This window comes from Ignavibacteria bacterium (genome assembly GCA_025612375.1).
Taxonomy (GTDB): Bacteria; Bacteroidota; Ignavibacteria; order Ignavibacteriales; family SURF-24; genus JAAXKN01.
In genome coordinates, this window is sequence record JAAXKN010000029.1 from 11818 (window position 1) to 26504 (window position 14687).

Annotated in this window: 15 protein-coding genes; all 15 read left to right on the plus strand. The window is 49.2% G+C overall.

Going from position 1 to position 14687, the window contains the following annotated elements; all coding sequences use genetic code 11:
* Positions 1 to 38 precede the first annotated feature (38 nt).
* The 15 genes from HF312_15415 (at position 39) to HF312_15485 (ending at position 14677) form a co-directional block, all read left to right on the plus strand.
* Entirely contained in the window at positions 39 to 1007 is a 969-nt protein-coding gene (locus tag HF312_15415; protein ID MCU7521607.1) for a hypothetical protein, read from the plus strand.
* Positions 1008 to 1236: 229 nt separating this feature from the next.
* Positions 1237 to 3768, plus strand: coding sequence for a hypothetical protein (locus HF312_15420; protein ID MCU7521608.1), 2532 nt, complete (start codon positions 1237 to 1239; stop codon positions 3766 to 3768).
* Positions 3769 to 3776: 8 nt separating this feature from the next.
* The gene (locus HF312_15425; GenBank protein ID MCU7521609.1) at positions 3777 to 3974 is read left to right on the plus strand and encodes a hypothetical protein; all 198 of its coding nucleotides are present in this window, start codon (positions 3777 to 3779) and stop codon (positions 3972 to 3974) included.
* A gap of 3 nt (positions 3975 to 3977) precedes the next feature.
* The gene (locus HF312_15430) at positions 3978 to 4967 is read left to right on the plus strand and encodes a hypothetical protein (GenBank protein ID MCU7521610.1); all 990 of its coding nucleotides are present in this window, start codon (positions 3978 to 3980) and stop codon (positions 4965 to 4967) included.
* Between the two features lie 9 nt (positions 4968 to 4976).
* Entirely contained in the window at positions 4977 to 6062 is a 1086-nt protein-coding gene (locus HF312_15435) for a hypothetical protein (GenBank protein MCU7521611.1), read from the plus strand.
* Positions 6062 to 7636, plus strand: coding sequence for a glycosyltransferase (locus tag HF312_15440; GenBank protein ID MCU7521612.1), 1575 nt, complete (start codon positions 6062 to 6064; stop codon positions 7634 to 7636). The genes HF312_15435 and HF312_15440 overlap by 1 nt, the downstream gene beginning before the upstream one ends.
* 7 nt (positions 7637 to 7643) lie before the next feature.
* Entirely contained in the window at positions 7644 to 7904 is a 261-nt protein-coding gene (locus HF312_15445) for a hypothetical protein (protein MCU7521613.1), read from the plus strand.
* Positions 7888 to 9477 (plus strand): hypothetical protein, encoded by a 1590-nt coding sequence (locus HF312_15450; GenBank protein MCU7521614.1) that lies wholly within the window; start codon positions 7888 to 7890, stop codon positions 9475 to 9477. Before HF312_15445 ends, HF312_15450 begins: the two co-directional genes overlap by 17 nt.
* Entirely contained in the window at positions 9470 to 9793 is a 324-nt protein-coding gene (locus tag HF312_15455) for a BppU family phage baseplate upper protein (GenBank protein ID MCU7521615.1), read from the plus strand. Before HF312_15450 ends, HF312_15455 begins: the two co-directional genes overlap by 8 nt.
* Before the next feature lie 164 nt (positions 9794 to 9957).
* Positions 9958 to 11025, plus strand: coding sequence for a radical SAM protein (locus tag HF312_15460; GenBank protein ID MCU7521616.1), 1068 nt, complete (start codon positions 9958 to 9960; stop codon positions 11023 to 11025).
* Positions 11026 to 11095: 70 nt separating this feature from the next.
* Positions 11096 to 11419 (plus strand): hypothetical protein, encoded by a 324-nt coding sequence (locus tag HF312_15465; protein MCU7521617.1) that lies wholly within the window; start codon positions 11096 to 11098, stop codon positions 11417 to 11419.
* Entirely contained in the window at positions 11419 to 11964 is a 546-nt protein-coding gene (locus HF312_15470) for an N-acetylmuramoyl-L-alanine amidase (protein MCU7521618.1), read from the plus strand. The genes HF312_15465 and HF312_15470 overlap by 1 nt, the downstream gene beginning before the upstream one ends.
* Before the next feature lie 150 nt (positions 11965 to 12114).
* Positions 12115 to 13602, plus strand: coding sequence for an FAD-dependent thymidylate synthase (locus HF312_15475; GenBank protein ID MCU7521619.1), 1488 nt, complete (start codon positions 12115 to 12117; stop codon positions 13600 to 13602).
* Complete coding sequence (locus tag HF312_15480; protein MCU7521620.1) at positions 13581 to 14042, plus strand: hypothetical protein; 462 nt, start codon at positions 13581 to 13583, stop codon at positions 14040 to 14042. The genes HF312_15475 and HF312_15480 overlap by 22 nt, the downstream gene beginning before the upstream one ends.
* A gap of 35 nt (positions 14043 to 14077) precedes the next feature.
* The gene (locus HF312_15485; protein MCU7521621.1) at positions 14078 to 14677 is read left to right on the plus strand and encodes a dCMP deaminase family protein; all 600 of its coding nucleotides are present in this window, start codon (positions 14078 to 14080) and stop codon (positions 14675 to 14677) included.
* Positions 14678 to 14687 lie beyond the last annotated feature (10 nt).

Below are 14687 nucleotides of genomic sequence, written 5' to 3' on the forward strand. Positions count from 1 at the left end.
GGAGAACAGGCCATCGTAAAAGATGGCCCGTTTTATATATGGCAATACTCAGCGAAACATGGACAGACTTAGGAGTAACGTGGCAGCGGACTTTTTCTGCTACGGTTGAATTTTATAGCAGTGTTTATAGCCCCGTATATCTCGGCAACCCAGATATAGGCACTGCTTATTTCAACAGGCTCAACGTAGATCAAGAACCGTATGTGAATGAAGAATCTGAGTATTACAAAGGGAAAATATACCTAGCGCATGGCGACAACCTAGACTCGGGTTATTATGATGGCTCCATGCTGGTTCCAACATATACGCCAGTGGATCAAAATATTGTTAATCGAGTCACGCTCTACAAAAACCAAAATGGCGTCTATCAGGGGTATTATCGCACTCGCACCATTTCTTACACTACTAAAATTTTAGAGCAAAGAAAAAGAGTGCAGGTTGTTCAAAATGGTGAACAGACAATCGAATATACCACCATTGGGTATTGCAATCCTGGTCAGAATGAATTTGTAGCGACAATTTATGACGTTGGCTATATTGTTGTAAATTGGGATGCGCCCCTTTATCGTGGCGAGAATTACTATCTAAAAATCACTGCTGATTATGATTTTTCTGCATGGACTCTATACCGGCACGACATGTCCGATTACGAATCGTTTTTTGGCGATTGGCCTGTGCGTATCGGCAGGCAAGGTTCACTAGAAATCTATGGGTATAATGGCGGTTGGATGTTTTACGCTCTCCCAGAGCAAATAACCACATTCCGCATTTTGCACAAAAGTATCAAGTCTGCCAACGATAAATTTGGCACCCTCTTCACTTCCGGCATGAACGGCGGCATCACGCGGCGTGACGGTTCCTTATCCACGCCGCAGGTGATGAATACCGGCGATTTTAACGAGGAGCACGGCCTAGCGATTTTGCCGAGCGGCATTGTAGTAGCAACCTTTAGTGACAGGAAAATGTATTCAATGGATGATGGTGATACGTGGCATACTATTGCATAGTTTCAGTGAAGGCAGATGATGGCACTGTCTATGTTTTTGCTGTAGATGGCAATCTAGTAAAGATAAAGGATAATGTGCGCACCGAATTTTGGACGGCGTTTACTTTGCCATCGAACTATATGCAAATCACCGCGCAAATCTGGCCCTCCGGCATGTTGGAAGTAATCTATCAAGACACGGACGGTTCGCAAAAAAGTCGGTATTCTCTTGACGATGGAGTAACCTGGGCATGATAGTTAGCAACTATTTTCGCTGTTTGTGGCACACGCCTCCTGCCGCTGGAGTGCTGGATTCTCAAGCATACGTGCGCGATTGGGCGTTCAAGGGTGGCAATCAAAAAGACTACGACGAAATGCTAAAGACCTGGAGCTTCGATAACGTCGAGTATTTCGAGCCGCTTAATGCTGCCCTCATCGCTTCAAAGCACGACAAAGTTTCTACCAAGTCAGTTGATTGGGAACAATGGCCCGGTGTCACCTCTACCAAATGGCGCACTGTCACTATTATGGGGATGCCGATTGCGAACTATATTAAATACTACGACGCTTCTCCGCGCCATTGGGGGGCGTTGACATCGAAGGCAAACTACGACTTCGACGCTGGCGTAGTTTGCTACATTATGCGCAACCAGCCAACCAATCTGGACATTCAAGACACTGGTGGCGTTAAATCGCTGATTACCGTCACGAAAGAAAATGGCCTGCTCTCTCCCTGGACTGGGATTTCCCTGCCGGACTTAACATACGAAGGCAACACCTATCGCTATATTATTATGTTCCCGACTCATAGCGAAAAAAGCCTTAAACCAAGTATCACCGCTCCTTATGGTAGCACTGAAATGGACATACGCCAGCCTGTGATCAGGCGCGTATGCGTAGCTGGAAAAGTCGGCGATAAAATACTTACTGGCAGTCAGACTGGAGACTGGGAAACCGTAGCTACTTATCAAGGCAACGCCCTTTCCGCGCAAATCAGTGCCGCAAAATTCAACGCTAATACCGTTGAAGATGTAGTAATCATCCGACAGCTAGAGAGCAAGCTGTTTATCACTTCCGGCACCATTGGGGATTGGTGGAGTTATACGGATAAAGTAATCGCCAATAACCAGCCAATCATCGGGCGCATTGGCCTCTTTGCCCAGGGTCAGCAAGCTGCTTTCCTTCCCTGTCAACAATCGGTAGTAGGTACTCAATCCACTGATGGCGAAGGCAACCAGACCACTTCTTACGAAGGTTCAGTTACCATCCGACCGGCAAAAATGGGCAACCTTCCTTCCTACTTCGATGAAGCATCCGGCACCTTTAAAAACGAAGTGCAGACCGAACACCTCTCCTTACACTGGCGGGCAGTGGCTGGCGCGAAACGTGACGGTGCTTCCTTAGAAGGCATCATCGAGGATAACGCTGACACCAAAGAAGAAGGCGAAGAAACAAAGCTCACTAAATTGGGCTTGAAATTGGTGGCGGCGAACCCGTTACGCACTCCGATCCTCTATCGCATGTCTGAAGTCTACAAGCCAGAAGTAGTGCGGATCGCACATGAAGACCAACCGTTGAGTTTATTGAGTGTAGAAATTCAGCGCAACGAAAACGACGACGGAAATATGCGCGGCGCTTCCGCCCGTCTGGTGGTCGCGCCAGAGCAAAGCATGCCGTTTATGAAGGGTAACGAGGAATTTCAAATTATCGCCGCCTACGTGGATGATACCGCTACCTACTACGAATACCCGGTGTTTACTGGCCGGTTAATCGACCCGGAAGACGAAATCGGCCCGGAGATCATTGAACAACCGCGCACCGTTACCTTGAGCGATGATTCTTACCGCCTTGATAAAAAATACGTGCGTGACAAGGTTGGCGACGTGAGCGGCTGGCTATGGTGGAAGGTTTGGAAGCAGACCTTGAACGCCTGTGGAGTAAGTGACGACCGGATCAAGATCAATGGCGTTTTCATTAACATTGCCAAAAACACGGACGCCTTCCGCTTGGAAGGTGAGATCGACCAAAACACCGATGGCGATGAATCTCCCTCCACTTTAGAGCAAATGACTGACGCGGTAAAAAGTCAAATCGGCATGAGCAAAGACGACATTGGCCTTGCGCCAAAGCCGACCACGCCAATGCTGAAGTGGATTGACTATCTGGTGAAAAAACGCGGCGATTGGATTTGGCGCATTGAGCCAGACGGTTGCTATAACGCCCTGCCGCGCCCAGCGGCAAGCGCGACTAACTCTATTTTCACCATTGAAAATAACCCGGTCAACCACATGAACTCAGTTAATCGCGTCAAGCATAAGCGTGATCTGAGCAAGTTCTATAACGAGATTGAAATTATCGGCGGTTTTTCCCTCGGCAAGCAAGAAGACGAAAACACGGACGGCGCAGCCGATACCAGCACCGGCATTGACGACTTGCTTCCGGCGCAAAATAAGGGTGTCTGGAGCGACAAAGACAGCCAGCGCAATATCAACTACCGTTATTACGTTGGCGACATCTGGGAGCAAGTCGAAGAGGACTCCGGCGAGAAAGACCCGGAAGCGGCGGCAAAGGCAAAAGGGAAACGCATGGCCGCTGACTGCGAGGAAGTGACCTGGGAAACCGAGGGCAAGGCAGTTTTTCCCACGCAGTTTGTCACCTGCAACATGATGGGAATTGATGTGCCGTACGGCACGCTGTTGCGCGTTATTGGCGAAGACCGGCGCATGGAAGCCACTGAAGACGAAATTAAGCACATGGTAACTTATACTTGTGTGATTGCTTAGGTGAAATTATGTATGACTCTACTACTCGTGAAATAGTTAAAACGATTGAATATATCGCCGGAAAAGAAGCACCAGCAAAGATCGGTTCCGTATCTTTTTCTTATCCCAAACACGAAAATCCGAACACCGCTGGCCTCTTCTTCCTGGATATTTCTGAACTGGATGATGCGGATAATCCTTCCAGTAACGCGGATATATTGGGGTAACCAATGGCAAAAGACATCTACTTTTCTCAAGTTTTCGCGCCAGGAAATAAGCTCACCGCGCAGGCGGTCAACACCATGCAGGGGGAGGCGCAGGCTGAGTTTGAGCGCCGCGTTGACGAACTCTTCAGCGATGGTGTTTTGACTGCCGATGGTTTTGCGCCAAGCATCGTCGGCACCTCGCTGGATTTTAGCGCCGGTGTGCTTTACTTCCTTGGCAAGCGGTATCACGGCCCAATCACTTATCCGTTTCCTGCGGTCAATGCTGGTTTGTACTACGTGTATATTGACGATAGCACTGGGGCGTTAGCCGTCTCGCTCACCGCGCCTGTCAGCACGACCGGGTTCTTGCTTTGCACGGTTAGTTGGGATGGTTCTACCACACTCACAAACCTGGTCGATCAGCGCACCTATATTTCACCTACAGGCGCGGGTGCTCCAGGCAGTGAAATCTATGGCAAAACTAAGGTTAGTAGTAATGACACTAACTACGGAAACCTTAAAGATAAAATTGTTGCAGGAAACAACATTACTGTTGTCGAAGTTAATGATGGTGGGAACGAAACTCTGCAAATTAGTGGTGACACGGTTGATACTGACACCAAGCAAGTTAAGATTGATGTTGATGATACTGAAGGCTACCTTGGCGCGAAGCTAGTTGCTGGCTATGGTGTCACCATTGTCAATAGCGGCACTGCTCCAAAAACACTGACAATCTCCGCGCCTAACTCCGGCGACATTGCTACGACCACCATTACTGATTATCAGGACATTGCTGTGAGCGAAGGTGAAAAACTCTACGTGGTTTGGGATCATTCCGACCAAGCTACGTTCACTAAGGCGCTAGAGACGCAAGCGTGGCTGGAGATTAACGGCAGCAACGTGCCCGGTTTTCGCGTGACGCAGTTGGCGCAAATGCCAAATGGCGATAAAACAAACGGCAGTCAAGTATGCTTTTTAATTGAGCGTGTCGCGGTGAATGGTTACTACTATTAAGAGGAGATTATGAGCGTAATCAATGTTGGTAATTATCAAGATGTAAGCAACTCGTTGAATGGCAATTACAACGCTACCACCGGGCAGTTCCACGTCATTGTCAAAGACGATACGCATAACGTTGGCTTGGAATCCATCCAAACAGACGACCTATTTATTCTCCCCTTAATCTCTTATTCTTCCAGTTCGGAGATTGCGCACCCGACCATCACCGCGCCTTCCGGCTGGACGCGCACTGGCTGGGTTGGGCCGCTCTATGAAGAGATTACCGGCTTGTATCTATATCGCTTTATCGAATATTACGTGCATCGCGTTACTGGCGCTGATGATAAAGACTTTATCTTTTCCGTGAGCGATCCTGCCAAGTATGATTATTATGGCAGCTTTTGCGTTTCTTCTTTCCGTGGCGTGTCCGATTATCACTTTGCGCCCGCCTCGCGCATTATGGCGGCTTACAATGCTACTTCGCCTTCACTCACCGCACAAGTTAATTCAGAACTGCTTGCCGCTTATTTCACCGCATCGCCAACCAACGCCTCTTTAGGCTATAACATGAGCGTAGAGATTCCGAGCGGCTGGTCACAAGCGTCTATTCAATACACGGATACAGAATATTCACAGAAGGCTTATTTGCCAAGCGTAGTCGCTACGGATAATTGGGGCGATTTACGCGCCATCTATACTGCTCTGCGCATGTCTGGCGTAACTTCTAACGTAACAGTCAACTGGGGAGTCACCAATCCTGCCAGTTGGTCTGTCGCCATGTTTGGGTTACTGCCAAGCGGAACCGCAACGCATGAAGTCTCTATCGCCATCCAGCCGATGATCGGCAACTGCGGCTTAAATGGCACCTACCAATTCTCAGCCGCAGTTTACGAAAGCGTCGATCAAACAGTCAACTGGTCTGTAGTTGAGGAAAATGGTGGCAGCATCACTAGTGATGGCCTATATACTGCGCCCGCTACCGCAGGTGTGTATCACGTCAAGGCCGCATTGCCAAGTGATGCAAACAAATACGCCACCGCCGCCATCACTGTGACCGACAACGAAGCCTCTACTTTTCGTTTGCAATTTAAGCGAATTGGGATTGTGTAATGCCAATCAAGACTGTCCGAGTAACAAAACAACAAATTTCCGAAATCAGTCAAATAGCCGTTCCAGTAAACAATCCCTGGTTGCCCTGGATTGATTATGGTGTAAAGCCAAGCCAGCAACGTGGCAGTATTTTAGCCATCATCCCCACGACCGCGAAAAACAAAGAGCGATTACAACGCTGTCTCGCCGCGCTGAAAAATGCCGCCAATGGGGTAGACTTGCGCATCATGCTGGTTGTTTGTCCAAATACGCCGGAGGCATTACAAACAGCAAGAGAGGTAGATACTAACGCGGCGATTATCTCCTTAGACCCGCCCTTTAACTTTTGCAGGAGCATCAATACGGCGATTAGTGAGATGCGTGCTGATGAAGGTTACGCGCTCTTACTCAATGACGATTGTTTCTTTACCGGCACGCAGGATCTCAAAAAGCTGCTCGATACACTAACGCAAAATGGCTGGGCGTGCGTGGGGCCGTGGCTTGACAATCGGATTAAAACCGAACCGGACTCGAACCGCACCTATCAAGCGCGACGTGTTAATAGCCCGATCCCTGGCACTTGTGTGTTATGGGATCGTTACTGGCTGAAGCGTGTCGGGCAGTTTGACTTAGCTTTCGGTAAAGGTTGGGGCCTTGACGAATCCGACTATTCCATGCGCTGCCTGCGACTAGGAGGTGTTTGGGGTAGAGATGAAAGCGTATTGGCAATTCACGAAGATCACCAATCATTCGGGGATCATTACGCCAACATCAACAGCCCTGCTTATCACATTAGTCTTACCGCATGGCGTGAGAAGTATCACATGGATGCCACCTGGGGCGGTGATCCCTGGTGGAACCCGCTCCCCGGTATTCACGTCGCCATCGCGGGGAATAACGTCGCGCCATGGATTGAAAGATGCCTGGATTCCGTCGAACGAGCGATGGCAGGCTATCGCTGGATTTTAACCTATGCCGACGACGCCTCGACTGATAACTCCGTTGAATTGGTCAAACGTCACGCTAGTTCTGCTGATCACGTCGGCATTATGACTTTTCCGAAAGCCGCAAACGCAGGACAGGCGAAAAACCGCGCAATCTTCATGGGGCAGCTATTCCGCGACCGTTATCCGGCACTAATGTTGATGGACGCCGATGATGTGATGGGAGTAGATCGAGTACATCACACTTTGTGGCGGGCGCGTGACGGGGGCAACCTCATGGTGCATGGCGCATTTACGCACATCGGCAACAAGATACCGCCAGACCTCTCGCCGATTGTGCAGCCGCAAATGATTGATCAGCAGTTGCAGGGCTGGATTCATCCCTGCAGCACTGTTATCCACGCCTCGCTCATTCCACAAGACGGTAAATTGTTTGATGAAACCGTGCCTATTTGCGAAGACGCACTCCTCTTCCTCCAATGGTGGCTTAATGGAATACGCAGCCAAGCCCTGCCGGGGCCAATCATTCACGAATATCATATTCGCGCCAACTCTGTTATGTACGATCAGGCAGTCAATAAACGTGATAATTTGATGGTGCAATATTTACTGCGTCGTTCACATGTATTAGAACAACACATTACCAAGTGAGGGCAAAATGGCTGAATATCGAGTTATTGACCAGGACACGATAGAGATTATTGCGCAAAATACGCAGGTTGTGCGACTTTCCGAGTTGGAAAACGAACTGGCAAATATACAGCGGGCAAACCAGGATGCCGAGGAATTATTGCGTTGGAGAGAGTCTCTCCAGCAAGATAAGCAACAATATGTTGTGCTGCTGCCGCTGCAAGACACCGCCGATTTAGAGGCCCAGATTAATATATTGAGGGGTGTCATCAATGGCAATAACGTTTGATCAACCGGCGAATATTGACCGTATTTACTACTACAAGAAAAACACCAACACTTACGCTAAACGAGCCAGCACAACCAATTTCGATTTGTTCCCCGAGGACGCGGCTGTCGGTGATTGCATGGTTTTTGCGACCAACCAATTCCCTTGGCACAACCTCACCCTAAACATCACCACACCCCTTGTTGCTGCCTCAATTAGCGTTGTCTGGGAGTACGCAATAAACTCATACTCCTGGTCGGCTATCCCTGATGTTAATGACGGCACGAACGCGTTTCGCAATTCGGGCACGGTGTCGTTTTCAGTGCCAAACGCGATGAGCATCGCCTACGTGAAATCGTATCCCGATCAAGGCGTCGCAATTCGTTGCCGCATTACGGCTGTTTCTGGCTTGACTGAGGGTGGCGCGAATTCTGGGTTAACGGCAACGGTATTGGATTGGGCGTTGCATTTAGACGGCGCGGTCTACACCCCTGCGGATTTGCAGACAACAAGCGACACTAACGGTTGGGGCGTTGTTTCCAGCATCAATAACGCCTACCAAATAGACTCGAATGTGTTTATCGGGAAATCGGCTGCAGCAACCTGGCAGTTATCTAATTGCTTTGTAACGATTGGAACCGCGACTAATCTCAGATCGCTCCAGATGGTTGGCGCTTCCAAATTGCAATTGGGAAACCTGGTCAACGGGATGTCCGCTAATGGAGCGACCTTGCGTTATTACCCGTATTCAAACACCCAACCGTATAACACGTGGAGTGCTGCTTCGACCTTCAATATGTACGATTCGTTTTTTTGGAAACCACAGGGGTCTTTTAACGAGGTTTCAATATCAAGTGTTTGCGACATACGTAACAGCATTTTATCCGGAGATGCGTATTACTTTCCAAGCAATTCTACCGGCCAAATCCTAGACACCACCCTGGAATGCAACGGGCGGTCAACGTATTTCTATTCCAAACTCATGGCGATCTCTAACTTGCTAATCGCCAATGCGGGCGGAGTCTACTTAGGAACACCTGATGCCCGTATTACCAATACTGATTTTGGTAGTGACAAGAAAGCGAGCGCGGTAAATTATAACCTAACCGTCTATGCGCAGGACTGTGATTTTGTAGATTACGATACTCAGGTCAATAACGGGTCGCTCACCAATACGATCCACGCGCAATACACCGTAATATTATCGGTTGCGGATACCGACGGCAACGCGATTGATGGCGCTCACGCTACCCTGGTGAATTCCACGGGAAGTATTATATACGATGGCGACGCCTTTCCAGCGAATGGCTTGCTGGTCACTACATACACGGCACGGGGAGTTGATGGCGTACAGGTTCGCTCACACCTCGATCCATTCACCCTGACGATCACTAAACGCGGCTACGAACCATACACCCGTATTTTTAATATTAACAATAATACTCGTAGAGTGTATGCAGTGCTCTCGCTAGTCAAACAACAGCCCGGCGTCCTGGATGTGGTGAATTCCGTGACCGGGGCAAATCCCGCATCCAGTAATAATCAAGTTGGCATACAAAGCAAGAATACAACTGTAGAGGTGAAAAATGGCTGATTATACGATTAAATTGCACGACACGCTGCCGCCGATGGAGGCCACGCTGAAGGACAATACTGGCGCGGCTTATAATCTCACCGGCGCAGCGGTGCAGATCCACTTGCGCTGCCGCAACACCGGTACCGTGGTCAACAAGGCAGCGACGATTACCGACGCGCCTAACGGTGTAGTGAGTTACACTCTCGCTACCAACGACATCTCCGCCGCAGGCTCCTATGACGTAGAGTGGCAGGTTACGTTTTCTGGCGGGGCTGTTTTGACGTTTCCTAACACCGGTTTTTTAGAGCTTTCTGTTCTCCCGGATTTAGCCTAAGCCCCCCATTTTTTTATTTTATATATAAAGGATTATCATGTTAAAAAGCCTATTTATGGTATTTATCAAACAATTATTCGATAAGACTGAATTAATAAAAAATAAACGGGTGGAGATCAACAAAGTAGCCGTAATAAAAATAGACGGCCAGGTATTTGACGTTAATGTTGAAATCAAAGCTAGAGACGGTGATGACAACGAGTGAGTGTTGCGCCTCTCCCTGGATGCGGCTCTACTACGGCACCGGGCAATATTTTTCGTGCTGTTGGGCGGAGCAGCGCAGTTACACCCACAGTCAATGGCGACCAGCCAAACCAGAGGATGAGTTGTGGAATACTTGGAATTCCGTAGTCATGGTCGCCGCCCGATCTGTGATGGCGTCCCAAGGGCAGACAGTTGCTTGTAAAGACGTAACACGAGACGGTGAGCGCGGCCCCTGTCCGTTTTTCATCTATGGGGTTGGCACAGACGCGCAAGGCTTGACCGAGCTACAACGCGCCAACATGATCGCTGCCCAGGAAAGTTTTCGCTTAGGGGAGACGGTTGTACGGCATTATCCCCTCGATCTGGCGCTTTGTCTTGATTACGTGTGTAACTTGCGCTGTGCTCACTGCTGGCAGACCGATGACCGCTCTCATCCCTGGTGGGGACGTGAGGGGATAGACGTGGAGCGCAACGCTTCACAGATCGTGGAATTCTGCCGCCGTGCCCTGGTGGTGGAGTTGGTGGGAGGAGAGCCTACCGTATCACCTCGTTATGAGCGCGTATTGAATTTAATCCGTGAAGCGAATGGCGCAAAAATTCGCATGACTACCAATGGCTTAACCTTGCGTGAAAAAATACTGCCGCTTAAAGACATGCTTTCCGTTGTCAATATTTCGGTAGACGGCGCGACCAAAGCAGCCTACGAAAGTTTGCGCGGTCAGGACACCTGGGAACGGTTCCGCTCCAACCTGGAGGCTATTGTCGATAGCGGCATCCGTCATGGCTACACCATGACTGTCACTTCCGCAAACCTTTCTGACATGGCGGCGGTTGCCGAACTCGCGCACCATACCGGCGCAACATATATTACCTATAACGCAGAATGTGGCGGTGGCGAATCGCCATGGATGGACAAGAAGCAGCACAGTCTTCGCGCTCCTGGCGTAGCCGAACCACTACAGGCTAATCTCTCCATGGCGAAAGACGCGTGCAGGCAGTTTAATATCCAAGCGTCGTTCTACTTTTAGGGGGTGAACATATTCAAATATGCAATACTTCTGTTAGTTGTCAGTGCGCAAGCAGAAATGGATAAGCATAATGAATGAGCATAATCTTGGTTTAATTTTGCAGTTTATCCAAGATGTTGATTACTACAAACTTGTTTTTGTTGGTATGTTAGTGTTTGTGATTTGGTTTGCCACCATTTTGATTAAGGTATTGAAAGAAAATACGCAGGTTCTTTATGGGGTCAAGGTGAGCCTAGACGACCTGAAGGAGAGCACCGGCGGTATTGGTGAGGCAATGACTGGAGTGAAATTAGTTATCACTTCGCTATTAGCGCGATTGAATATTCCACTGGAAGAATTAGGGATTAACGAAGACGTGTTGAAAATTGAGAAGGATAAAAAGGAAGAGAAGTAATGGCTGAAAAGAAACTTGGCATCGATCCTGGACACGGTATGGGAAACACGCATTACGGCAAGTTTGATACGGGCGCAGTAAACGGCGGTTTGATTGAAGCGAAGATCGCTGAAAAATGGGCGGAAACAATCCGCTTTATCTTTATGCAACGCGGCATTGGTTGTTTTGTGACGCATACCGGCCAAACAAACATGCCGCTCACCAAACGTGCTCCAAGTGCCGAGGCAGCAGGTTGCACACACTTCCTGGCGATTCACTGCAATGCCGGTGGCGGCGCGGGAGTGGAGGCTTTCTATCGTGATAATGGCGACCAGGAGTTTGCTAATGCCGTTTGCAATGCCGCAGTAGAGGCTACCGGCCTGAAAAATCGCGGGGTGAAGCCTGAGTATAACAGCCAGTACAAACATCTTGCCGTGCTCAGTTTCAAAGGGCGTGCCGCCTTGTTGGAAATTGGCTACCTCGACAACAAGCAGGATGCAAAAGCGTTAGTTAATCGCGATGTCCGTATTGCCTTTGCAAACAAACTTGCAGATATGTTTATGTGACACGTTTACGTGTTGGGAAAAGCGTCACTGAGAATAGTCAGTGACGCTTTTTCTATGTGAAAGCCCTTGACATAATCGCCCTGGCGTGTTAGACTAAAGCACCCTAACCGAGCACTTGAACCCTAGCCGTTAGGGTAGGAAGAGGTCGAAATGCCAACGTTTGACCCGATTGTTCAGTTGATTGACGCCCCGCGCAAAACCTTCCAAACCGGCGTGGCCGCAGCGAAAACCTGCTACGCCAAAGATTTCGTCACTCCAGACGAAGTAGATCATGTTGGTGAAGATTTTTCAAAAGGCATCTATCAAGCTGGACACCATACGGTAAATCAACATGCGAATTTCACCTTCGCCATTAGTGGGGTGTCAAGGCATTTTGTCTGGTCGTTCCTGCACACGCATCCGTTTTACAATAGCAGCCAACAATCACAACGGTATGTCGATGCCGGTGTTGTTGGTTATGTCACCCCTTCGATGTCGGATAAGGCAGCGGCGATCTACAAAAGCACGGTAGAAGAAATGATCCTGTGCTACTACCAATTATGTGACCTGCTTTTTCAGCCTGCTTGCGAAGAGTATTTTAAGCGTTTTCCGGCACGCAAAAAGAATGAGCGCGATTGGTATAGTCAAACCAGCAAGATCGCCATGGAGAATGCCCGCTACGTCTTGCCAATTTGCATGACTACACGGCTTTATCACACGGTAGATGCGACCACGCTGATGCGGTATTGGCACCTGCGCAATACCGGAGACGCCAAAGAAGAACAGGATATAGTCGCTACCAAAATGGTGCAGGCTGTCTGCAACTCCGAACCGAAATACCGCGCTCTGCTCTCCTGCAATCTGGAGTATCCAGACTACCCGGAAGAATACCATCGTCGTTTCGGGAGCACGGAAAAGTATATCCGCTCTTTCGACATGGCGCTAGGCGGGCGGATGAGCAGACTATTCACTTACACGAACGACGCGGCTTACGTGACCGCCACGGCAGTGCGCGACGTGCTTGGGTTATTCCCTAGCGAAATGAGCGACCAAATGGCGTTGGAGCATGCGCTAAATCCTGCTTACTCTCCGGCCCTGGCAGAAACATTGCGCCCAACCCGTCAAACGAAACTTGGCGCTTGTTTAACGCACGCGCACTTCACGTTTGCCAAGCGGCTCAGCCATACGGCGGACTCACAAAACCAACGTCACCGCATGGTGAGCGCCAGCAGGCCACTGCTCAGTAACTACATTGGCAGTCAACCGGATTGCACGATGCCAAAAATGATCGCCAAACATTCCAAGGCCAGAGATGTATTCGAGCACGCCATGGAGGTTAGTTGGCATTGTGCTAATATACTTAACAATGAGGAGGGCTTTGTCTACATTTTACCGAATGCGCTCAACATTCGCATGACTGAAACCGGATCTCTCGCTGACCTGCAGCACAAATACGCCACGCGGCTGTGCCTTAACGCGCAAGATGAAATTCGAGAGGCCAGCATGCAAGAAGTTGAGCAAATTGGCGAAGTATTTCCAGAAATCGCCAAATTTCTCGCGCCTTCATGTGTATTACGCAATATGGCTGGCATGGATCCGTATTGCAATGAAGGACAAAGATTTTGTGGGAGGAGTGCATGGAATCAAAAGACCGTCTAATGCTTCCGACTCAGATGCCGGAATACGCGATATGGAAACGTATTCACCAAAGCTGCTACAATCGTTATTCCAGTCAGTATAAAAATTGTGGCGCTTTGGGCATCAAAGTCGCCGAAGAATGGAGCACCTTTCGCGGCTTTCTGCGCAGCATGGGCCGTCGCCCTGATGATCGGCCATATTTCGTGAGAAGGGATAAGACAAAGGATTTTTGCCCATCAAACTGCATTTGGGGCACATTAGAGGATAAAAATCGCTATTCTTTACACCAGCGCAACATCAGTTTTAATGGAGAAACCCATTCAATCGCTGAATGGAGTAAAAAACTAGGAATCCGATCAAGCACCATTTCTAGTAGGTTAAGGGCTGGATGGCCGCTGCAGTCTGTTTTCGGTCAACCCTCACACTGGAAGTCTAACAGATTGGGAGAGAAAAAACAATGAATTATCTACACACTGGACTAGCTTCTAAAGACAATATGCGCCCTTCCTGGCACGAGTATTTCTTGGACTTGGCAATCAAGGCAGCAACGCGCTCAACCTGCACCCGTGCTCACCATGGTGCGGTGATTGTGCGCGATAAGAATGTGATCTCCACCGGCTACAACGGCAGCGCCCCTGGCGCTCCGCACTGCGATGATGTTGGCTGCGAAGTAGAGAATTTTCACTGTCAGAGATGCCTCCACGCGGAAATGAATGCGATCATCCAGGCGGCGAAAAATGGCGTGCGCACCAAAGATGCTGATATGTATGTCACCGCCTTACCGTGCTACAACTGCATCAAAGCGATTGCCAATGCCGGTATTTACACCGTGTATTATGCCGGTTACTATACTGACGATCCGCGAGTGTATCAAGTAGCGCGTGAGGCTGGCGTCCGCATGGTGGATTTGTCTCAGCCGCCGTTCAACCTGAAATCCTACCAGGAGCGGCTTAATGAGGCGGAGATGCAAGAAGAGACTACAGACGAACCGCAAGACACACCAGATTACGATGAACTCTGCCGTAAGATGAAGGAATTTGCCGAAAATTTCTTTGGCATTATGCCGAACGTGCGTGTTGAAGTCGAACACGACTAAAAGAAAAGGC